The sequence below is a fragment of the Micromonospora sp. NPDC047644 genome (assembly GCF_040704315.1).
Lineage (GTDB): Bacteria > Actinomycetota > Actinomycetes > Mycobacteriales > Micromonosporaceae > Micromonospora.
Genome location: NZ_JBEYSY010000019.1, coordinates 59942 through 80136, shown reverse-complemented (window position 1 = coordinate 80136; position 20195 = coordinate 59942). Strand labels below are relative to the sequence as shown.

General features: G+C 72.2%; 19 protein-coding genes. 8 read left to right on the top strand and 11 right to left on the bottom strand.

The window, feature by feature from the left end:
- Positions 1-3 precede the first annotated feature (3 nt).
- Both AB0877_RS27490 and AB0877_RS27485 read right to left on the bottom strand, forming a co-directional pair.
- Positions 4-1284 (bottom strand): MFS transporter, encoded by a 1281-nt coding sequence (locus AB0877_RS27490; protein ID WP_366612464.1) that lies wholly within the window; start codon positions 1282-1284, stop codon positions 4-6.
- A 90-nt stretch (positions 1285-1374) separates the two neighbouring features.
- Complete coding sequence (locus AB0877_RS27485; RefSeq protein ID WP_366612463.1) at positions 1375-2349, bottom strand: hypothetical protein; 975 nt, start codon at positions 2347-2349, stop codon at positions 1375-1377.
- A gap of 245 nt (positions 2350-2594) precedes the next feature.
- Here AB0877_RS27485 and AB0877_RS27480 point away from each other — a divergent pair, with 245 nt between their 5' ends.
- On the top strand, positions 2595-3251 hold the full coding sequence (locus AB0877_RS27480) for an HAD family hydrolase (protein ID WP_366612462.1): 657 nt from the start codon (positions 2595-2597) through the stop codon (positions 3249-3251).
- A 67-nt stretch (positions 3252-3318) separates the two neighbouring features.
- On the opposite strand, the gene AB0877_RS27475 is transcribed toward AB0877_RS27480, so the two are convergent.
- Positions 3319-5928 carry a glycoside hydrolase family 9 protein gene (locus tag AB0877_RS27475; protein WP_366612461.1) on the bottom strand — a complete coding sequence of 870 codons (2610 nt, stop codon included), beginning with the start codon at positions 5926-5928 and terminating at the stop codon, positions 3319-3321.
- A 270-nt stretch (positions 5929-6198) separates the two neighbouring features.
- Here AB0877_RS27475 and AB0877_RS27470 point away from each other — a divergent pair, with 270 nt between their 5' ends.
- Complete coding sequence (locus AB0877_RS27470) at positions 6199-6924, top strand: protein phosphatase 2C domain-containing protein (protein ID WP_112583436.1); 726 nt, start codon at positions 6199-6201, stop codon at positions 6922-6924.
- Positions 6925-6932: 8 nt separating this feature from the next.
- On the opposite strand, the gene hrpB is transcribed toward AB0877_RS27470, so the two are convergent.
- From hrpB to AB0877_RS27455, 3 genes are read right to left on the bottom strand one after another with little or no spacing between them, the layout of a single operon-like run.
- Positions 6933-9464 carry an ATP-dependent helicase HrpB gene (gene hrpB / locus AB0877_RS27465; RefSeq protein WP_366612460.1) on the bottom strand — a complete coding sequence of 844 codons (2532 nt, stop codon included), beginning with the start codon at positions 9462-9464 and terminating at the stop codon, positions 6933-6935.
- 28 nt (positions 9465-9492) lie between these two features.
- Entirely contained in the window at positions 9493-9693 is a 201-nt protein-coding gene (locus AB0877_RS27460; RefSeq protein ID WP_366612459.1) for a DUF397 domain-containing protein, read from the bottom strand.
- 41 nt (positions 9694-9734) lie between these two features.
- The gene (locus tag AB0877_RS27455) at positions 9735-10559 is read right to left on the bottom strand and encodes a helix-turn-helix transcriptional regulator (RefSeq protein ID WP_366612512.1); all 825 of its coding nucleotides are present in this window, start codon (positions 10557-10559) and stop codon (positions 9735-9737) included.
- Between the two features lie 182 nt (positions 10560-10741).
- Between AB0877_RS27455 and AB0877_RS27450 the strand changes: the two genes are divergently transcribed.
- The 3 genes from AB0877_RS27450 to AB0877_RS27440 are packed head-to-tail and all read left to right on the top strand — an operon-like array spanning position 10742 to position 13518.
- Positions 10742-11368 (top strand): GPP34 family phosphoprotein, encoded by a 627-nt coding sequence (locus tag AB0877_RS27450; protein WP_366612511.1) that lies wholly within the window; start codon positions 10742-10744, stop codon positions 11366-11368.
- A gap of 51 nt (positions 11369-11419) precedes the next feature.
- Positions 11420-12931: an APC family permease gene (locus tag AB0877_RS27445; RefSeq protein WP_366612458.1), complete on the top strand. Its 1512-nt coding sequence runs from the start codon at positions 11420-11422 to the stop codon at positions 12929-12931.
- Positions 12928-13518 carry a GNAT family N-acetyltransferase gene (locus tag AB0877_RS27440; RefSeq protein WP_366612457.1) on the top strand — a complete coding sequence of 197 codons (591 nt, stop codon included), beginning with the start codon at positions 12928-12930 and terminating at the stop codon, positions 13516-13518. The genes AB0877_RS27445 and AB0877_RS27440 overlap by 4 nt, the downstream gene beginning before the upstream one ends.
- Positions 13519-13634: 116 nt before the next feature.
- Here AB0877_RS27440 and AB0877_RS27435 read toward each other — a convergent pair whose 3' ends face one another.
- Positions 13635-14459: a SigB/SigF/SigG family RNA polymerase sigma factor gene (locus tag AB0877_RS27435; RefSeq protein WP_366612456.1), complete on the bottom strand. Its 825-nt coding sequence runs from the start codon at positions 14457-14459 to the stop codon at positions 13635-13637.
- Between the two features lie 376 nt (positions 14460-14835).
- Here AB0877_RS27435 and AB0877_RS27430 point away from each other — a divergent pair, with 376 nt between their 5' ends.
- Positions 14836-15585 carry a hypothetical protein gene (locus tag AB0877_RS27430; RefSeq protein ID WP_366612455.1) on the top strand — a complete coding sequence of 250 codons (750 nt, stop codon included), beginning with the start codon at positions 14836-14838 and terminating at the stop codon, positions 15583-15585.
- Here the strand turns inward: AB0877_RS27430 and AB0877_RS27425 are convergent.
- Positions 15534-17123: a phospholipase D-like domain-containing protein gene (locus AB0877_RS27425; RefSeq protein ID WP_366612454.1), complete on the bottom strand. Its 1590-nt coding sequence runs from the start codon at positions 17121-17123 to the stop codon at positions 15534-15536. The genes AB0877_RS27430 and AB0877_RS27425 overlap by 52 nt on opposite strands.
- Before the next feature lie 134 nt (positions 17124-17257).
- On the opposite strand from AB0877_RS27425, the gene AB0877_RS27420 reads away from it, so the two are divergent.
- Positions 17258-17386 carry a hypothetical protein gene (locus AB0877_RS27420; RefSeq protein WP_256441970.1) on the top strand — a complete coding sequence of 43 codons (129 nt, stop codon included), beginning with the start codon at positions 17258-17260 and terminating at the stop codon, positions 17384-17386.
- A 64-nt stretch (positions 17387-17450) separates the two neighbouring features.
- On the opposite strand, the gene AB0877_RS27415 is transcribed toward AB0877_RS27420, so the two are convergent.
- Positions 17451-18437 carry a pirin family protein gene (locus tag AB0877_RS27415; RefSeq protein WP_366612453.1) on the bottom strand — a complete coding sequence of 329 codons (987 nt, stop codon included), beginning with the start codon at positions 18435-18437 and terminating at the stop codon, positions 17451-17453.
- A 10-nt stretch (positions 18438-18447) separates the two neighbouring features.
- The gene (locus AB0877_RS27410) at positions 18448-18930 is read right to left on the bottom strand and encodes a MarR family transcriptional regulator (RefSeq protein WP_366612452.1); all 483 of its coding nucleotides are present in this window, start codon (positions 18928-18930) and stop codon (positions 18448-18450) included.
- Between the two features lie 157 nt (positions 18931-19087).
- Here AB0877_RS27410 and AB0877_RS27405 point away from each other — a divergent pair, with 157 nt between their 5' ends.
- Entirely contained in the window at positions 19088-19621 is a 534-nt protein-coding gene (locus tag AB0877_RS27405; protein WP_366612451.1) for a GNAT family N-acetyltransferase, read from the top strand.
- 61 nt (positions 19622-19682) lie between these two features.
- On the opposite strand, the gene AB0877_RS27400 is transcribed toward AB0877_RS27405, so the two are convergent.
- A complete protein-coding gene (locus AB0877_RS27400; protein WP_366612450.1) occupies positions 19683-20171 on the bottom strand; it encodes an FBP domain-containing protein in 489 nt (162 codons plus the stop codon).
- Positions 20172-20195: the final 24 nt, after the last annotated feature.

The window sequence follows — 20195 nt, the reverse complement described above, 5'->3', positions numbered from 1 at the left end:
CGATCAGCCCGGGTGTGGTGACCGGTCGGCGGGCTCGCTGCGGTCAGCGCGTGCGGCGTGGTGGGCCAGGGCCCGTCTGGTGAGCGGCGGCACGGCGAGGCCGGTGAGCGCGAGCAACCCCGCCAGCGCCAGCCAGCCGACCGGGCCGCCGTCGATGATCAACCAGGTCAGCAGGGCCGGGCCGGCCGCGCGGACCAGCCCGGCGAGCAGTCCGTCGACCCCTTGGTAGGCGCCGAGGGCGTCCGGGGCGGCGAGGTCGTAGGCCAGCGCCGCCCCGGCCCCGGCGTGCCACAGGTCGCCCATCGTGTAGATCACCGTCGCCCCCAGCAGCAGGCCGACCGCCACCGCGGTGGGCACGACAGCGGTAGCGGCCCAGAGCAGCATCCCGGCCGCCAGCACCAGCCCGGCCCGGCGCATCGTCGCCGCCGCCGGCACCGCGTGCCGCGCGCTCCCGCTGAGCCGGACGGCGAGCAGCACGGTGAGCAGCGTGTTGACCAGCAGCAGGGCGGAGACCGTCACCAGAGGCGCACCGGTGTGCGCCACCACCCACAGTGGCAGTACCAGCGTCAACACCACCTGATGCACGGAGAGCACCGCCGAGGCTCCCGAGACCGCGAGGAACGGCCCGTCGCGCAACGCCCGGCCGGCTCTCTGGCGCAGGGGTCGCCGGGCCGGCGGGTACGCCGGGAGTCGCATGATCAGCGCCGCCGACACCAGATAGGTGGCGACGTTGCCGACCACCAGCAGCCGGTACGCCCACCCGGTGTCCGCCACCAGCGCGAACGCGGCCAGCCCCGAACCGAGCGCCACGCCCAGGTTGGCCACCGCGCGCAGGGTGGCGAAGGCGTGCACCCGGCCCTCGGGGCCGCCCACCGCCGCGACCAGCGCGGCGCGGACGGCGAGGTTGCCGGAGATCAGCAGAGCATCCAGTGTGGCCACCAGCAGGAAGACCGGGAAAGCGCCGACCAGCAGGTACGCGGCGGCGACAACCGCCTGCGCCAGTTGCAGGACGGCGCGCAGGCCCCGGGGGTCACGCCGGTCCGCCAGCCCGCCGAGCGGCACGCTGGCAGTGAGCCCGACCAGGCCGGCGACAGTGAGCCCGAGCCCCACCTCGGTCGGGGTCAGCCCCACCGTGCGGGTGAGGAAGAGCGCCGCGCCCGTCACCCACAGCCCGGTGCCGACCGTGTTGGCGAGGGTGGCCAGCGACAGAGTGCGCAGCCGACCGGGCGGCGGCAGCGGCGAGAGCCACCGCCAGCGGCCGTCGACCCGCGCCGTGGTGCCCACCTCTCGACCGTAGAGGCGACGGGCGCATGTCGATGCCCCACCGGGTGGGGCATCCGTCACAGCCGGCCTGCAGATCGTGCGCCACCTGGCTCAGCGGCTTGTGGCGTCGACGAGACGTTCGGTGGCGAGGCAGGAGACGAGGCAGCGTTCCTTCGCGTCGCCGCCCAGCCGGGCGGTCCAGTCGGTGAGGCCGCCGTCGCCGATCTCCAGGCTGCCGTTCAGCACGGTGATCCGCAGGGCGCAACCCGTGTAGTAGCCGCGACCGCGAGACCGTTCCGGTTCGTCCACCAGCGGCACCACGCCTGCGTCCAGCGCCGGCCGGACGGTGTCGGCGAGCCGCTCCCGGACGGTCTCGTCGTCGAACGTGGTGACGTGCAACTGCGGCGCGGCGGCCGGTGCCAGATCGGCGAGGACGGTCTGCCAGTAGGTGAGGTGCCGGACCAGCAGCCGGGCCTGTGTGTCGCCCGAGCCGGTGTCCCGGGCGCTGGACACCAGGGCGAAGAGCCGGAAGTGCGCCGACGCGCCGCCGCCGAAGTCCTGTGCCCGCAGCACCCGATGGGCGGCGGCCAGGTGCACCTCGCTCTGTCGGCGGCGACGTACCGCCGCCTCGATGGCGAGGGCGTTCGTGGGATCGCTCAGCACCTCGCTGGCGCGCATCGTGGTGACGATCCTGTTCTGGCTGACCGGGGCGACAGCGGAGCAGGCGCCGACCGGTACGACCGGTGACAGCTCCACCCCGGCGACGTCGGCGGGCAGCAGTTGCCACATCCGGGCCTCCACCCGCGCGAGCACACGCGGGTCGGCGCGGGCCGGGCGGACGAAGCGGTCCTCGCGCCACCGCCGTACCACGTCGCACGGACGCATTGTCGCCGCTCGGTCGCGAGCCACGCTCAACAGCAGACTGCGCAGGTCCGCGCCGGAAAGCCCGGACAGTGCGGTGCGGGACCCGGCCGGCATCGCCGCCCACACCCGACCCTCCGCGCCAGTCAGATCGCCGCCAGTCCGTTCACCACCGGTCGGTCCACCGCCCGCCAGATCATCGTCAACCAGCCCGCTGCCGTCCATGGCGTCACCATGGCTCACTCGGCGCGTCCGTTCCAACGGTTTTGCCGCTCGCCGGTGATTCGTTCACGTCATCAGCTCGACAGCGCCAGCCGTAGACATCCGCTGGCGCGCCCCGAACCGGCCTGTGCGAGGCCACACCGACGCCGCTGTTCCGGGGCCACCCACCAAGTGATCATCGAAGCCGGCCGGCTGCGCGTAGCCCGTCTAAGCTGCACCGACGGTGTGAGCGTCGACGGGGGACGGACGTGATTAAGACTGTCATCTTCGATGTTGGTGGGACGATCCTCGACGAGTCCCACGAGTTCGCTGCCTGGGCCGACTGGCTCGGCGTGCCCCGGCACACCTTCTCGGCGGTCTTCGGTGCGGTGATCGCCCGGGGTCTGGACTATCAGGAGACGTTCCGGGTCTTCCGGCCCGACTTCGACCTTGCCGTCGAGCTGGAGCGCCGGGCGGCGGCCGGCCAGCCGGAGTCGTTCGACGCGGAGGATCTCTACCCGGACGCGCGGGCATGCCTGAAGTCCTTGAAGGACCAGGGCCTGTTCGTGGGGCTGGCCGGTAACCAGCCGGCTCACGCGGCGGCGACCCTGCGCGATCTCGACCTTCCGGTGGACGTGATCGGCACGTCGCACGGGTGGGGTGTGGCGAAGCCGTCGCCGGTGTTCTTCGAGCGGGTCGTCGCCGCGGGCGGTGGTGTCGCGTCGTCGATCCTGTACGTCGGCGACCGGCCCGACAACGACGTGCGCCCGGCCCTGGAGGCGGGCCTGAGGACGTGCCTGATCCGACGCGGCCCGTGGGGACACATCCTCGACGCCTCCACGGTGGCCGAACGGTGCCTGTTCCGGATCGACTCGCTCGACGAACTCCCGGGCCTGGTGGCCGAGCACAACGCGGCCGGCGGTTGACCCGCCGGCCGCGCGGAACGTGCTGTCCTGGTGGCCGCCCTTCCCCGGGCGGCCACCAGGACGTCGGTCAGGTCAGCGAGCAGGCTGCCCCGTTGACGGTGACCAGGCCGGGGCTCGGGTTGGCGCCGCCGGCCGTCGTCGCGTTGAAGCCGAACATCACACTGCCGCCGGGTGCGATCTTGGCGTTGTGCGACTCGTTGCGCGCGGTCACCGTCGCACCGGACTGGGTGACCTTCGCCAGCCACGCCTCGCGCACCCGCTGGTCACCGGTGAACGCGAAGCGCACGCTCCAGCCGTTGACGGCGGTGGTGCCCGTGTTCTGGATGGTCAGCTGCCCGGTGAACCCGGTGCCGCCCTGCCAGGCGCCGTAGTTGGTGTAGCGCGCCGTGCAGGTGGTGGCCGGCACCGCGCCGGCGTCACCCTGGTCGGCCAGGAACGAGGCGATCCAGGTCAGCGCCGAGTTCCAGTTGATCGCCACCTCGTTCGTCGAGTACGAGTTGATGTCGTCGACGTAGCAGAACATCGGCTCGCAGCCGGCCAGCAGCTTCGCCACGAACGGGTCCTGCAGGGCCGCGTTCGGGCCACCGGCGAGGGAGCCGGCGGGCGGTCGGGGAAGGCTCGGGTTGAGCTGGTGTCCGAAGATCCGGCTGTGCTGGTTCTCCGCGGCGTGCTCTCCCCACCCGGTGACGTAGGAGATGTTGAGCGCGTTACGGCCGAGGATGTAGTCCATCGCCTGCACGGCCCCGTCACGGTAGGCGACGTTGCGGGTCAGGTCGAAGGCGGTGGCCAGCACCACCGCGTTGTTGATGACGTTGCTGTTGCCGCCCCAGAAGTAGCTGTTGGCGTCTCCGGGCATCGGCAGCCCGTACGCCTGCCGGCGCAGCTCGGCGAGGTACGTGTCGGCGGCCGTGGTGACCGAGGCGCGAACCCGGGCCAGGTCGGCGGCGGGCAGACCGTTCGGCACGGTGGCCAGGTCGAGGCGGCCCAACGCGGCCACGCTCTGCCAGCCGAAGCCCCGGGCGTCGAACACGTTCCCGGTGTGGTGCGGTGACGCGGTCAGGTCGGCCAGGTAGTTCTGCGCCCCGGTGGTCAGGTACAGCTCGGCCGCCGCCCAGTAGAACTCGTCGGTGACGAAGCTGTCGTCGTACGCGCCGCCGCCGGTGCCGTCGGTCGGGCTGGCGTACACCGCCGGGTGGGCCTTGGCCGCGGCGTAGGCGGTCTTCGCGGCAGTGCCGCAGCGGGTCGCGAACGCCGCGTCGTAGGGGGCGAAGAGTCGGGCGCACTGGGCCGCGGTGGCGGCCATGTTGAGGGTGGCCGCGGTCGACGGTGGGTGCAGCTCGCGAGGCTGCGGGTCGTCCTGCGGGGACAGCGGCAGTCCGGTCCAGTTCTGGTCGTGGATCTTGTGGTGGACCATGCCGGCGAGCGGCTTGCCGGCGGGCACCTGCATGCGCAGCAGGAACTCCAGCTCCCAGCGGGCCTCGTCGAGGATGTCCGGCACGGCGTTGCCGCGCTCAGGCACCCGCAGCGTGCTGTCGCCGAGTTCGGCGCCGCCGTTGGCGGTGGCCGCCGTCTTGGTCCGCTCGAAGGTGTTCAACAACTGGTAGGTGGCGATGCCGCCGTTGACCACGTACTTGCCGTGGTCGCCGGCGTCGTACCAGCCGCCGCGCACGTCGAGGGAGTAGTCGCAGACACCCGGCTGGCAGGGCACGTTGGTGTCGCCCTGGTTGGGTGCCACGCCGAGGTGACCGGCGGGCCGGGCGTACTCGTCGCCGATCAGGTCACCGTCGATGGCGATGCCGCTGCGCTGGGCGTAGAAGAACTGCAACGAGTCGGAGCGCAGCTGGTCGTAGAGGGCGCCGGAGATGTCGAACGGGTGGCTGGTCTCACCGTCGACGGTGAGCGTGAGCCCGGTGCCGGGGGTGCGGTAGCTGGAGAAGTCGACAGTCTGCACGTTCTGCCCGGAGGCGGCGTCGACGCCGCGGGCGGTGGTGGTGCCACTGGCCACGACGGTTCCGGTGCCGTTGCGCAGCTGCCAGGGCAGCGCCGTGGTGGCCTCGGTGACGACAGTCGCGTTCTTCGGGCCACCGGGCAGGTAGCCGACCTGGTTGACGCGCACCCGTGGCCCGGTGTCCGGCACGTACGGCTCGGGCGGTTCGCCGCCGCGCAGCGAGACGTCGTCCAGGCAGATGGTCTGCGCCTGGGCGGCCCCGCCGACCTGGAAGATCAGCTGAGCGTTGGGGTTGTCGTCCGGAACGGTGAAGGTCTGCTCGACCCGCTGGAGGGTGGCGGTGGCGGTGGCGTCCACGGCCGCGTACGTGGTGTACGGGGCGCTGCCGAGCTGCAACACGGCCTTGACCGCGGCGCCGGGAGTGGCGGAGACGTCGAAGCCGAGGGTGTATTCGGCACCGGCGATCAGCGGCACGCCGTCCTGGCCGATGCCGGCGTCCCATGGATTGGCCAGCCCGCCCGCGACAGTCGTGCAGAGCTGGCCGTCGGTGACCGCCAGCGCGCCGGTGCCGAAGGAGAACCAGGGGCTCACCCCCTCGCTGAAGTCGCCGTTGTCGATCTGCTCGGGGGCGTCCGGTGGTGGGTCGGCGTGGGCCGCGCCGGCGCCCGCGCCGGTGAGGGCCAGAGTGGTCGCCGCAGCCAGCAGGAGGCGGCGTCGGGATGGCGTCACGGGAGTCCTTCCGGGACGGGAAGCGGGACAGTGGTGGTGGCACGAGCTGCAAAAATCCTGGGAGCGCTCCCAGGTGTCTGCTCGATGTTTCCAGTGCCGGCACGCCCTGTCAATTGATCTGGTTGGATGGGTTTCGGCGTCCGACGAGGGCGGCCAGCCCGAGCGGCACCCTCCGAGCGCCGCCACCCGGACGTGAGATTGGCCGCGCCACGCGCCGTCGTCCTGATCTCCTAGAGACAACTGCGCCCTTCGCCTGGCAGGCTGCCACCCATGACCCTGAAGCTGCGTTCCGTGGGAACGAGCGACCGTGGGCTGATCCGCAGCGGAAACCAGGACGCTTTGCACGCCGGCACCTGGCTCGTCGCCGTCGCCGACGGCATGGGCGGGATGGCCGCCGGCGACCTGGCCAGCGCCCTCACCATCGACGCGGTCGCCCCGCTGGACGTGGAGACACCCGAGGACGCCCTGGTGGCCGCGCTCGAGGGCGGCATCGCGTTGGCCACCTCGCGGATCCGGCAGGCGGTCGCCGAGGATCCCGAGCGCCAGGGCATGGGCACCACGCTGACCGCCCTGCTCTTCGCCCGTACCGGCAGCTGCCTGGCGCTCGCGCACGTCGGCGACTCCCGGGCCTACCTCTTCCGCGAGGGCGTGCTCAAGCAGGTCACCCGGGACGACACGTTCGTCCAGATGCTTGTGGATCAGGGCGTGATCACCGCGGACCAGGCCAGCAGCCACCCGCGCCGGGCCGTGGTCACCCAGGCGTTGCAGGGTGACGAGGTCTCCCCGTCGTACGCGACGATGGTGCCCCGGGCCGGCGACCGCTGGCTGCTGTGCAGCGACGGCCTCTCCAACGTGGTTCGCCCGGACACCCTCACCGAGGTGCTCAGCGGCTATCCGGACCGGGACGCCTGCGCCGCCAAGCTGATCGACCTGGCCCTGCACGCCGGCGCGCCGGACAACGTCACAGTCGTGGTGGCCGACGTCGTCGAGGAGTAGACCGCCGCTCAGCGCCGACGGGGCGTGGCGTGCCGGGTGGGTTTCGCCGTTCCCGGATCCTCCGGCCACGGGTGCCGGGGATAGCGTCCGCGCAGCTCGGAGCGGACCTGCGGGTAACCGGTCCGCCAGAACGACGCCAGATCGGCGGTGACCGCCACCGGCCGACCGGCGGGGGAGAGCAGGTGCAACAGCACCGGCACCCGACCGTCGGCGATGCGGGGGGCCGCCGGCCAGCCGAACGTCTCCTGGAGCTTCACGGCGAGCACCGGCGCGGCGGGGTCGCCGTAGTCCAGCCGGATTCGAGAACCACTCGGCACCTCGATCCGCTCCGGGGCCAGCTCGTCGAGGCGGGCGGCCTGCGCCCAGGGCAGCAACCGACGCAGCGCCGACGGTACGTCCACCCGCGCCAGGTCGGTCCGGCGTCGCGCGGCGGCCAGCTCCGGGCCCAGCCAGGTCGGTGCGGCGTCGAGCAACGAGTCGTCGCCCACCTCCGGCCACGGCTCGCCCAGGTGGTGCCGGAGGAACGCGAGTCGCTCGCGCAGCGCCCGCGCCGCCGGCGTCCAGGGCAACAGCCCCAGCCCGTCCTGGCGCAGGCCGGTCAGCAGCGCGGCGGCCACCTCCGCCCGGTCCGGCCGGTCCAACCGCCGCTGGACCAGCTCGATCGCGCCCAGCCGGGTCACCTCCCGGGCCACCACGTCCCCGTCCGACCAGCCGACCTCGCGGCCGGTGCGCAGCAACGGACCGGCCGCCTCCCGGGCCGTCGCCTCGTCCACCGGGGAGGCCCGGCGGATGCGGGCCGACGGCGCGCCGGGCGTGCGGTCCGCGACCGCCACCGCCAGCCAGTCGGAACCGGCCAGCCCCGAGCCGGCGGCCAGCTCTGCGGCGGTCCCGCCGGTCATCAGGTACGCCGAGCCGCCCGGCCGCCGCACCCGGGCCAACCGTTCCGGGTACGCCAGACCGACGAGCAGCCCGGCGGCGAGGTCGTCGCTCAGTCCACCTGGGCCGGTGGCGTCGGTGCGGCCCTTCGGCGGGGCGTCGACGGGCAGCGCGGCCCGCAGCCGGCGTACCTCGGTGCGCCAACGGGCGGTCGCGCCGGCGTCCACGCCGGTGCGCAGCCGACGCCAACCGGCGACCAGATCGTCACCGGGGCCGGCCGCGCTCTCCTCGGCCAGCAGGGCGACCACCTCGGCGGCCCGGTCGGCGCCGACCCGGCCGGCGCCGTCGAGCAGCGCCCGGGCCAGCCGCGGGTGCGCTCCGGCGGCGGCGATCGACCGCCCCCGCGTCGTGATCCGACCGTCGACGTCGACAGCGCCCAGGGTTTCCAGGGTGTCCCGGGCCACCGACATCGCGGCGGCCGGCGGCGCGTCGGGCAACGCGAGCCCGACACCGTCCGGTCGACCCCAGGCCGCCAGCTCCAACGCGAAGCCGGTCAGGTCGGCGGTGGCGATCTCCGGCTCGGCGCGGGCGGGCAGCCGCTCGTGGGTCGCCGCCGACCAGCAGCGGTAGACGTGACCCGGGGCCTCCCGACCGGCCCGGCCGGCCCGCTGGGTGGCGGCGGCGCGGGAGACCGGCACGGTGACCAGCGCGCCCAGCCCGCGGGCCAGGTCGATCCGGGGCACCCGGGACAGCCCGGCGTCCACCACGATCCGCACGCCCGGAACGGTCAGACTGGTCTCGGCCAGCGCGGTGGCCAGCACGACTCGCCGTCGCTCCCCGCGACGCAGCGCGGCGTCCTGTTCGGCACCGCGTTGACGGCCGTGCAGGGGCAGCAGCGCGACAGCGTCCCGCAGGTCGGCCAGCCGGCCGGTGACCGCCGCGATCTCACCGGCCCCGGGCAGGAAGACGAGCACGTCGCCGTCGTGCTCGCGCAGCGCCCGCCGGACGGTGGCGGCCACGTGGTCGAGCAGGGCCCGGTCCACCGGCCCGGCCCCGGGTGGGGCGATCGGGCGCGCCGGGGGGACCCAGATCCGTTCGACCGGGTGCAACGCCGAGTCGGCCCGCACCACAGGTGCCGGGGTGGGTCCGCCCAGCAGCGCGGCGAACCGGTCGGTGTCCGGGGTCGCCGACATCGCCAGCAGCCACAGGTCCGGCCGCAGGGTGGCGCGCGCCTCCACTGTGAAGGCCAGCGCGAGGTCGGCGTCGAGTTGGCGTTCGTGGCACTCGTCGAGCAGCACGGCACCCGTGCCGGGCAACTCCGGGTCGTGGTGCAGCCGACGGACCAGCAGACCGGTGGTGACCACCTCGATCCGGGTGGTCGGGCCGACCCGGCGCTCGCCGCGTACCGCGTAGCCGACCCGCTCACCGACCCGCTCGCCGAGCAGCTCGGCCATGCGCCGGGCAGCGGCACGGGCCGCCACCCGGCGGGGTTGGGCGATCACCACCCGGCCGGTCACCCGGTCGGCCACGGCCAGCGGCGCGAGGGTGGTCTTACCGGTGCCCGGTGGCGCCACCAGCACACCGGCGCCGGCCGCGTCGAGTGCCGCGACCAGCGCCGGCAGCACCGGGCGGACCGGCAGGTCAAGGGTCACGTCGGAGAGCACGGCCCAGTCTCGCACCGGGACGGGTGCGTCAGGCGCGACGGACCTCGTCGACGCCGAGCACGAAGGCCCGCCAGGCCGTCGTACCGAAGGCGAGCACCGGGCCGGAGCGGTCCTTGCTGTCCCGAACGGCGATCTGACCGTCGACTGTCGCGACCTCCACGCAGTTGCCGTTGCCACTGCTGCGCGTGCTGGTGCGCCAGTCCGCTCGGGTCAGGTCGTACGCCGTCATCCGCGGTACCTCTCGTCTGCGTCGGCGTGCCGCAGAAGCGGTCACGCAAAGTTACGAGAAGCATGCTCAAGACGGGTCAACGACGCCGCCGGATCGAGCGCCATCCGGCACAGCTCCTCGTGCAGAAGGCTATACCCGAGCACATGATCGGCTTCTTCCAGAGCCAGCCCCATCGTGAGGTTATCCAGGTAAACCACTGACGCGTCGGCGGCCTCGGCGAAGTTGAGGATCACGTACGGGGTACTCATCGCGGGATGCCCGCCAGCGGTGAAGGGCAGTACCTGGATTGTTACGTTGGGTAGCTGCGCGACCTGGCTCATGTGGACCAGTTGTTCGGCCATCACCGCGGTGCCGCCGACCGGGCGCAGGAGCACCGCCTCGTTGAGGATCACCGACAGCACGACCGGGTCCTCGCGGCGCAGCACCTCCTGCCGGCGCAGCCGGGCGGCGATCTTGCGCTCCAGCCCGTCCTCGCCGGCGGTGCGCCGGAAGATCTCCCGGGCGTACGCCTCGGTCTGCAGCAGTCCGGGCACCGACTCGGCCTCGTACGTGCGCAGCGCCGCCGCCTCGGCCTCCAGCCCGACGTAGAACTCGAACCACTCGGGGAGGACGTCGCTGTAGTTCTGCCACCAGCCGCGCTGCTGTGCCCCCCGGGCGATCTCGATCAGCGCCTCGGCATCCGAACCGGTCACCTGGTACAGCGCGAGAGCGGCCCGGACGTCGCGCGGTTTGATGCCGATCTGCGCGGTCTCGATCCGGGACAGGTTGCTCTTCGACATGTCGAGCTGACGGGCGGCCACATCGAGGGTCATGCCCGCGCGTTCCCGTAGCTGGCGGAGCTCCCGGGCGATGCGGCGACGCCGCACGGTCGGGCTGGCGGCGGGTCGGACGGTGGGGGTGGCGGTCACCGTCCGAGTCTGCCACGACAAGATCCGCAGGTCGCAGATGCACGGAGTGCAACTTTCAAATCTGGGAGTTGCGTTGCAGTAGCTGTCGGTGCATCCTTTCCCGGTTGCGAACACTGTGGACACACCTGTCGGGAGGACCGTTGCTCATCGCCGACGAGTTCTTCCTGATCGCCCACAACGACAGTCGCGGTAAGGCGAAACTGCACCCGGCGGCGACCGGGCTCGGGCTGGCCGGCGGGCTCCTCGGCGAACTGATCCTCTACGGACACATAACGGTCATGGCCGGCCAGGTCACCGTCATCGACCGGCGTCCGCCAGCCGACGCCCTGGCGCACACGGTGCTGGACCAGTTGATCGGCGAGTCCCAACACCGGGAGCTGCGCACCTGGCTGAGTTTCCTGGCGCAGAGCGCGACGGCGTCGGTGGGGGAACGGCTGGCCCGCGCCGGGGTGCTGCGCCGCCAGGAGAGCCGCCGACTGCTGCGTACCACGGTCAGCTACCTGCCGATCGACCTCAACGCGGTGGCCTGGCCGGCCACCCGCCTCCGGGCCCTGCTGGACCGGCCGGATCCACCCGGCGTGCCGGACGCCCTGCTGCTCGGCCTGGTCGTGGCCGCCGGGCTGACCCGCGAGGTGCTGTGGAGCGCCGGCCCTCGGGCGCACCACCGGCTGAACGTCCTCATCCCCGCGCTGCCGGCCCCGCTCAAGGAACTCGTCGGGCACACCGAGGCCGCCGTCGGCGCCGCCGTGCTGCGCGGCATCCCCTGATCCCTCTCCGGTAACCCCCAACCCTCCCCCCTCGACGATCGGAGTAGTCGTATGCCCCCGACATCGACAGTCGAACGACCCAGCAACGTCTCCGAAGCCCTGGCCCGAGGTCGCCTCGGCATCCCGTCGGTCATCTTCTTCGTGCTCTCCGCCGCCGCGCCGTTGACCGTGGTGGCAGGCGTCGTCACCACCGGCTACGGCGTCATCGGGGTGACCGGAATCCCGCTGGCCTTCCTGCTGATCGCGGCGGTCCTCGCCCTCTTCTCGGTGGGCTACGTGGCGATGTCGCGCCGGGTGGAGAACGCTGGCGCCTTCTACGCCTACATCTCCCGGGGGCTCGGCCGACCGGCGGGCGTGGGCGCGGCCTGGGTCGCGCTGATCGCGTACAACGCGCTCCAGGTCGGGCTGTACGGCACCATCGGCGCGGCGGCCCAGCCGGTGCTCGACCGGCTGTTCGGCGGGCACCCCCACTGGGCCGTCGTGGCCCTGGTGGCGTGGGCGTTGGTCGGCCTGCTCGGCCTGCTCCGGGTCGACCTCAACGGCATGGTTCTGGCCGCGTTGCTGGTCGCCGAGGTCGTGGTGGTTCTCGTCTTCGACCTGGGGCAGCTGGGCAACCCGGCCGACGGTCAGGTCAGCTTCGCCTCGTTCTCGCCGGACAACCTCTTCGTGTCGGGCGTCGGCGCGGTGCTGGTGCTGGCCGTCCTCGGCTTCGTCGGCTTCGAGTCGGCGGTGGTCTTCAGCGAGGAGAGCAAGGACCCGAAGCGGACGGTGCCACTGGCCACCTACCTCTCGGTGGCGATCATCGCCGGGCTGTACGCGCTGTCGTCCTGGAGCATGACGGTCGCCGTCGGTCAGGACCAGATCGTCGCCGAGGCCGGCACGCAGGGCGTCGAGCTGATCTTCAACCTGGCCGGCGCGCAGCTCGGCGACACGATGGTCACCATCGGGCAGGTGCTCTTCCTGACCTCGGTGCTGGCCGCGATGATCTCGTTCCACAACACCACGGCCCGGTACACGTTCGCGCTCGGTCGGGAGCGGGTGCTGCCGGCGGTGTTCGGAAAGACCTCGGCCCGCACCGGAGCGCCGCGGGCCGCGTCGGTGGCGCAGAGCGTCCTCGGGCTGCTCGTCATCGCGCTGTACGCGGTCAACGGCTGGGAGCCGGTGGTGCAGCTGTTCTTCTGGGTCGGCACCACGGGCGGCTTCGGCGTCCTGCTGCTGATCGCCACCACCTCGGTGGCGGTGATCGCCTACTTCGCCCGCTCCGCCAGCGGCGAGAACCTCTGGCGACGGGCCATCGCGCCCGGCCTGGCCACCATCGCGCTCTTCGTGATCATCTGGTTGGCCGTGTCGAACTTCGCCAACCTGCTCGGCGTCGAGCCGGACTCCCCGCTGCGGTGGGCGCTGCCCGCCGCGTACCCGGTGGCTGCCCTGCTGGGCATCGGTTGGGCCCTGCTGCTGCGCAGCAGCCGCCCGGACACGTACGCCCGGATCGGCCTGGGCGCGGCGAGCGCCGCGGCCGTCACCAGGCCGGAGGCGCCGGTCGCCGTGGAGGTGAACCGATGAGCGTGGTCATCGAGCGGCTCGGGCCGCAGGAGTCCTCACTCGTGGCGGCCCGGATCGCCGAGGCGTTCACCGTCCTGGAGGTGACGTACTGGCTGGTCCCCGACGCGAGCAAGCGGGAGGCCGTGCTGGCCGGGGACTTCGAGATCCTGGTCGAGCACGCGATGCGGCACGGCATGGTCCACGCCACCGAGGACCGGGCCTCGGTGGCGGTCTGGTTTCCGTCGGTCGGTGAGCCGGCGCCGCCGCCCGCGGAGTACGACGCCCGACTGGCCGCCGCCTGCGGCGAGTGGACCGACCGGTTCCAGCACCTCGACGAGCTGTTCGCGGCGAACCATCCGCACCCGGACCACCACCACCTCGCCTTTCTGGCGACCCGGCCCGATCGGCAGGGTCAGGGGTTGGGCAGCGCGCTGATGCGCCACCACCACGCCTGGCTGGACGCCAACGGGATGCCGGCGTACCTGGAGGCGAGCAGCCCGCGCAGCCGGGACCTGTACGCGAAGCACGGCTATCTGGCCGGCGAACCGTTCCGGGTGCCCGACGGCACGCCGTTCTGGCCGATGTGGCGGGAGCCGGTCGGGGACTGAGCGGGTCGGGCGACACGAGCCGCACGTCCGGTGGTCACACCGTCACGCTCGCGTGACAGTGCGGGACACAGTCGAGGGCCGGGTCTCAAGGACCCGGCCCTCGACTCGTCAACCGGTCAGTAGGTGCCGTCGAGCTGGCCGCGCAGCTTGGTCAGCGCCCGGGTCAGCAGCCGCGAGACGTGCATCTGCGAGACACCGATCTGGTCGGCGATCTGCGACTGGGTCAGGTTGCCGTAGAAGCGCAGCGTGAGGATCTTCTGCTCGCGCTCGTCGAGGGTGGCCAACGCCGGGCCGAGGGCGACCCGCAGCTCCGCCAGCTCGAACTCGTTGTCCTCGCCGCCGAGCATGTCGCCCAGCTCGGTGGCGCGCTCGCCGTCGCCGGTCGGGGTGGACAGCGACACCGCGTTGTACGCGCGAGCGCCCTCCAGGCCCTCCAGCACCTCTTCCTCGGTGAGCTTGAGGTGAGCGGCGATGTCGGCGACCGTCGGCGAGCGGCCGAGGGTCTGCAGGAGCGAGCTGTTGGCGTCGGAGATGGCCAGCCGCAGCTCCTGGAGCCGGCGGGGCACCCGGATGTCCCAGGTGCGGTCCCGGAAGTGCCGCTTGAGCTCACCGATGATGGTGGGGATCGCGTAACCGGCGAAGTCGACACCGCGCTCGGGGTCGAACTTGTCGATGGCCTTGATCAGACCGATCGCGGCGGTCTGCGCCAGGTCGTCGTTGGGCTCGCCGCGCCCGCTGTAGCGGTGGGCCAGGTGGTTGGCGAGCGGCAGCCAGGCCTCGATCGCCCGGTCCCGCAGCGCGGCGCGCGACGGGTGGTTGGCGGGCAGCGCCGCCATCGCGTTGAGCAGGTCGGCAGCGCTGTCGGTGAGAGCGCGCGGGTCGAGCTTGGTGGTGGCCTTGACGGGGGCGCTCGGCTGCTCGGTGATCGTTGGCGCGGTCATGGGTGGTCCTCCCTGCACCTCGTCCGCGGACAAAAAGGTGTGACGCTTTGGTTTAGCTTCCAATAGGCCGTTCGGGAGTCACCTTAACCTGATCGTCTCCCGGAAATCTAGCCGAAAGGTTGATGTACTTAAGGTGTGTCTAATGACAAAACGGGCAAATGGTGCGGAAGTCGGGGTGCTTGTGAGCATCCTTACCCGCTGATCCGGCTGTCGACCGCTGACCGGTCGGGCGACCGGTCCGGCCGATCGGCTCATGGGCCTCGACGACTGGTCAACACGAAATCCGACAAGTCACCAGGAGTGTCGACTATCCGTCGTTGTTCCGTCGGCGGGACCGGCCGTAGCGTCGCGGGTACACACCCGGTTCGGAGGCACCGTGCTCGATCCAGCCGCTCCCCAGCTTGTCGTGAACAGTCGCACCCTCTACTTCAGCTGGCTGCCGGCCGATCCTGACGCGGTCGCCGCGCTGGTCCCTCCGGGGCTCTCCCCCCGGCCCGACCGGCAGGTCTTCCTCAACCAGTACGTCGTCGACGACGAGACGCAGACCTCCGGCTTCGGCGCATACTCGCTGACCTATCTCGGCGTCTCGCTGTTGGGCGTCGACGCGCCCGGGGGCCTCAACGCCGGCGGCTGGTGGACCCACTACGTGGCCTCCAGCCGGCGGGTCCGTGAGTACGCCGTCGCGCGCGGTGCCCCGGTGCTCGCCGGGCGCACCCACATCGACGTGAACGGCGAGGACCTGCTCTCCGAGACGGAGATCGACGGAACGCCGCTGATCCGGGCCCGGTGTCGGGTGGGGGAGACCGGGCACGCGATCAGCAGCGGGCACCACCGCTACTTCACCCGGCGCGACGGCCAGCTGGTCAGCTCGGCCTACCCGTTCGTCGCCGAGCCGGTCGCCCCGTTCGAGATCGAGTCGGTGGAGTTCCTCCAGCCCGGCCACCCGATGTACGCGCTGCGCCCGGACAACCCACTGACCATCGGCTTCGGCTACTACTCACCACGCTCGTCGTTCGCCTACCCGGGCGGGCTGAACGTGCACGCGGTGGCCGCGCCGGAGCCGGCCCGACCGCTTCACCAGGTGCCGGCCAGCCTCGCCCGTAGCGGCCTGCCGTCCGGGTCGTAGACCAGCCGGTACACCGGCAGCGCCCAGGCTCGCGTGTACCACGGCAGCCGCTCGGGGCGGTGCGGGCGCAGCCGCCCCGGTGGGCGTTCCCCGACCTGGCCGCCGTCGTACCACCGTTGCAGCGCGTCGGCGGCGGCCGTGACGGCCGCGACGGCGTCCGCCGGATCCAGCAGGTCGGCGTCGTCCGCGCCGTCCGGGTCACGGTCCAGGTGCTCGCGCCACAACCGCAGACGCAGGTCCCGGGCGAAGCCGCGCGCGCCGTCACCCCGCCCGGCCGGGTCGGTGGGCTCGCGCTGGTCCGGTGTCTCGTCGAGCACCGCGCAGGACAACTCGCTGTCGTGCGTCCAGGACCGCCGGTTGAAGTTGTCACTGCCCACGCTGGCCCAGACGTCGTCGACCACACAGACCTTCGCGTGCACGTAGACCGGGTCACCGGCGTGGTTCTCCACGTCGAACACGTGCACCCGGTCCGGTGCGGCCCGCTCACACAGTGACAGCGCCTGCTCGCGCCCCACCATGTTCGGCGGCAACGCCAGCCTGCCGTCCACGTCCGGGTGGCGGGGGACGACGGCGACCAGGTGCAGCTCCGGGTTGTCCCGCAGCGCGTGCGCGAACAGGTCCGCGACCTCGGCCGACCAGAGGTACTGGTCCTCCAGGTAGATCAGCCGGCGGGCCCGGCGCACCGCCTTGGTGTAACCCCGGGCCACGGTCCGCTCGCCGTCGGGCGCGAACGAGTAGCGCGGACGGACGGCGGGATAGGTGCGCAGCACCTGGATCTGGTGCGGACCGCAGGGCGGCGGATCGGCCGGTTGCTCGGGCAGCGGGTCGGGGCGCAGGTCCGAGCCGCGCAGCCGGTCCCGCAGGTAGGCCATCGGGTTCTCCGAGTCCAACGGCATCGGGTCGGTCCAGCGTTCCCGGAACAGGGTGTCCAACGCGCCGACCACCGGACCGCGCACCGCGAGCTGTACGTCGTGCCAGGGCGGGTTGGGGCCGTACCGGGGGGACATCTGCACCGGTTGCGGATCGCCGTGGTGCGCGGCGTCGTCGCGGCGGCTGTGGCACAGGTCGATCCCGCCGGCGAAGGCGACGTCCCGCTCGGGTGCCTCCAGGTGCCGCAGCACCACGAGCTTCTGGTGGTGCGAGCCGCCGCGCCGGACGCGTTGGTCCAGCAGCACCTCGCCGCCGGCGGCCGAGATCGTCTCGCTGAGGTCGCGGTTCTCCGCCTCGCTGTACGCCAGCACGTCGAGGTGTGAGCGCCAGATCAACCCCTTGACCACCACACCGCGCTGCGCGGCCTGCGCGAAGAGCTGGGCGACTGTCGGGCCGTCCGGTCGCAGCCGCTGGTCCGGGTCACCCCGCCAGTCGGTGAAGAACAGGTGGTCGCCCGCGCCCAGGGCCTCGACCTCGTCGACCAGTCGGTCGAAGTACGCCGCACCGTGAATCAACGGCTCGGCGAGGTTTCCCGTGGTCCAGACGGGTATGCCAGAGACCGGGTTGGCGCGTTCCTCAGCAGTGAGAAACCAGTCCTGCAACGGCACCGTCCAGCCCCCCTGGAGGTCGGCAACGTCCTCACCGTAGGACCCCCGACGCGGGTCCGCACGTCAGGCCCCCGGACCGGTGACCTGGCCAACGCCATCGACAGCGACGCGACGACAGCCGAGGAGGCCACACCATGCCCCGCGACACGACGAATCCCGTGACCGAGAACCGCGAGCCGGCGGTGGAGAGCGAACGGGGTGCGCTGGTAGCGGTGTTGGTGATGGTGATTCTGGGTGTTGCCGGGATATTCGCGGTCTCCTGAGGTGGCGCCGACGCCCCCGGGCTGAACCGGAGGCGTCGGCGCCGTCCTCAGCGCTCGACGGTGGTCAGGGTCGGGTGCCCTGGCCGCCGGTGTGCGGGATCCGCTCGGTGGGGATCACGCCGAGGCGGCCGGCCTGGAAGTCCTCGAACGCCTTGAGCAGTTCGTCCCGGGTGTTCATCACGAACGGGCCGTACTGTGCCACCGGCTCCCGGATGGGCTGACCACCCATGATGTAGAGGTCCAGTGCCGGCGTGTTGCTGTCCTGCGAGGTGTCGGCGCTGAACCGCAGCGCGTCACCCGCACCGTGCACCGCGAGCTGGCCGGTCCGCACCGGCCGCCGGTCGGCGCCGACGGTGCCGCGACCGCCCAGCACGTACACCAGGGCGTTGAAGTCGGGCCGCCAGGGCAGGTCGACCTGCGCGCCCGGCTGCACGGTGACGTGGGTGATGGTGATCGGGGTGAAGGTCGAACCCGGGCCGCGGTGCCCGGCGACCTCGCCGGCGATGACCCGGATCAGCGCGCCACCGTCGGGCGTGGTGAGCAGCGCCGACTCCCGACCCCGGATGTCCTGGTAGCGGGGCGGGTTCATCTTCGCCGAGCGGGGCAGGTTGACCCACAGCTGGGTGCCGTGGAAGAGCCCGCCGCTCACCACCAGGTGCTCCGGCGGCGCCTCGATGTGCAGCAGACCGCTGCCCGCCGTCATCCACTGGGTGTCGCCGTCGGTGATGGTGCCGCCACCGCCGTTGGAGTCCTGGTGGTCGAAGACGCCGTCGATGATGTACGTGACGGTCTCGAAGCCGCGGTGCGGGTGCCACGGGGTGCCCTTGGGCTCACCCGGCGCGTAGTCGACCTCGCCCATCTGGTCGAGGTGGATGAACGGGTCCAGGTCGGTGGTCGACACCCCGGCGAAGGCGCGACGGACCGGGAAGCCCTCACCCTCGAAGCCGCTGGGCGCCGTGGTCACCGTGCGGACCGGGCGGATCGTGGTGGCCTCGTCGAGCTGGGGCAGGCGGGGAAGGACGAGGACGTTGTCGACGGTGATCGCGGGCATGTCGAGACTCCTAGCGTGAGGCGGGGGTGGTCGAGCTGGCCCGCGATGCCCGAAGGCGCTCGCCGAGCCGGTCGAAGACCCGGGTGAGGCAGGCGACCTCGGCATCGTCGAGGTCGTCCATGAGATGGGTACGCACCGACGCCAGATGGTGTGGTGCGGCTTCCCGCAGGGCGAGCAGCCCGGCGGCGGTGAGGACCGCCTCGCTGCCGCGCCGGTCGTCCGGGCAGGGTTCCTTGCTGACCAGGCCACGACGCTGCATGGAGGAGACCTGGTAGGTGAGGCGGCTGGGCGAGAAGATCAACCGACTGGCCAGCTCGCCCATCCGTAGCCGCTGCCCGGGTGCCTCGGAGAGCAGGACCAGCACGTGGTAGTCGGCGAAGCTGAGGTCGCTGGCGACCCGCAGTTCTTCTTCCAACTGGGTGTAGAGACGCTGGCTGGCCTCGATGTAGGCGCGCCAGGCGGCCTCTCGGGTGCTGTCCAGGCTCTCGGTCATGTCCACGACGGTAGCACTCTTTCAAAATTTAAATAACGTCGTTTGAGCGTTATATAGGTCACTTCCCCGTGCCTGATCGTCGGTTCGTGCAGCTTTGAAATAAACCTGCGCGAAACGAGCGGCGCGCAGGCCCCAGGATGTGCCAGACTCCGGCCTCGTGGAACACGTGGAGCTCTGCGCCGCCGACCTGTTGCTGCGCCCCTGGCGGGACGAGGACGCCCCGGCGGTGCGCGACGCCCTCCGGGACCCGGCGATCGCCCAGTGGAACCCGCAGGGCGGCGGCCCGATCGACGACGAGGTCGCGCTGCTGTGGGTGCGTCGCCGGGCCGACTGGTCCACCGGCGGTCACGCCTCGTTCGCGGTCACCACGGCGGCCGACGGCGACCTGCTCGGCTCGGTGTCACTGCACCGCATCCACGACGGCGACGCGTCCATCGGCTACTGGACGGTGCCCGCGGCACGAGGGCGTCAGGTGGCGGTCCGCGCCGTCGTCCGGCTCACCGACTGGGCGTTCGCGGACCTCGGGCTGCATCGGGTGGAGTTGTGTCACGCGGTGGCCAACCCGGCGTCCTGCCGGGTCGCCGAGCGGGCCGGCTACCCGGCCGAGGGCACGCTGCGCGAGTCGTACCGCTACGGCGACGGCCGCCGCTACGACGAGCACCTGCACGCCCGCCTGGCCACCGACCGCTGACCGCGGGAGGGCCGGGGTCCGAACACGCTTCGGCCCCGGCCGCGCCGTTCGCCTCGACCCGTCAGTCGGTGACCTTGCGGAGGAACGTCGCGAGGGCGCTCCGGACGCGGTCGATCCTCTCCGGCAGGGGCAGCGGCTCGGGCGCGGGAGGCCCGGCGTGCTTCTTGCCCCGCAGGTAGAGCGAGCAGGCCAGGTCGGAGCACAGGTAGGTGCCCACGGAATCGCCCTGCCGCCCGCTCGGGCCGGCCTTGGGGGCGGTCATCAACGAGACGCCGCCGCCCAGGTGCGTGGTCAGGCAGAACGAGCACATGCTGTGCCGCACGCGCCCCGTCTGGTGCGTCGCGGCCCGCAGCACCACCCCGGCCAGCTTGCCGTCGGTCTCGGCGACCAGGTAGGCCCGCTGCGGTGCGGACGGGTCCCGCCAGCCGAGGAAGTCGAGGTCGTCCCACGGACGCAATTCAAGATCGTTGGGTACGGTCAGCCGCTTCGCCTCGCCTCGACTGCAATTGACGAAGGACGCGCGGATGGCGGATTCGGTCAGGGCCAACATAGGTAGTAGCCTAGCTCTCCTAGG

Bases quoted from the DNA above. Each gene is read 5' to 3' on its own strand.
- AB0877_RS27485 (WP_366612463.1), bottom strand. From the start codon at position 2,349: ATGGACGGCAGCGGGCTGGTTGACGATGATCTGGCGGGCGGTGGACCG.
- AB0877_RS27470 (WP_112583436.1), top strand. From the start codon at position 6,199: ATGACCCTGAAGCTGCGTTCCGTGGGAACGAGCGACCGTGGGCTGATC.
- AB0877_RS27460 (WP_366612459.1), bottom strand. From the start codon at position 9,693: ATGACGGCGTACGACCTGACCCGAGCGGACTGGCGCACCAGCACGCGC.
- AB0877_RS27445 (WP_366612458.1), top strand. From the start codon at position 11,420: ATGCCCCCGACATCGACAGTCGAACGACCCAGCAACGTCTCCGAAGCC.
- AB0877_RS27440 (WP_366612457.1), top strand. From the start codon at position 12,928: ATGAGCGTGGTCATCGAGCGGCTCGGGCCGCAGGAGTCCTCACTCGTG.
- AB0877_RS27435 (WP_366612456.1), bottom strand. From the start codon at position 14,459: ATGACCGCGCCAACGATCACCGAGCAGCCGAGCGCCCCCGTCAAGGCC.
- AB0877_RS27420 (WP_256441970.1), top strand. From the start codon at position 17,258: ATGCCCCGCGACACGACGAATCCCGTGACCGAGAACCGCGAGCCGGCG.
- AB0877_RS27415 (WP_366612453.1), bottom strand. From the start codon at position 18,437: ATGCCCGCGATCACCGTCGACAACGTCCTCGTCCTTCCCCGCCTGCCC.
- AB0877_RS27410 (WP_366612452.1), bottom strand. From the start codon at position 18,930: ATGACCGAGAGCCTGGACAGCACCCGAGAGGCCGCCTGGCGCGCCTAC.
- AB0877_RS27400 (WP_366612450.1), bottom strand. From the start codon at position 20,171: ATGTTGGCCCTGACCGAATCCGCCATCCGCGCGTCCTTCGTCAATTGC.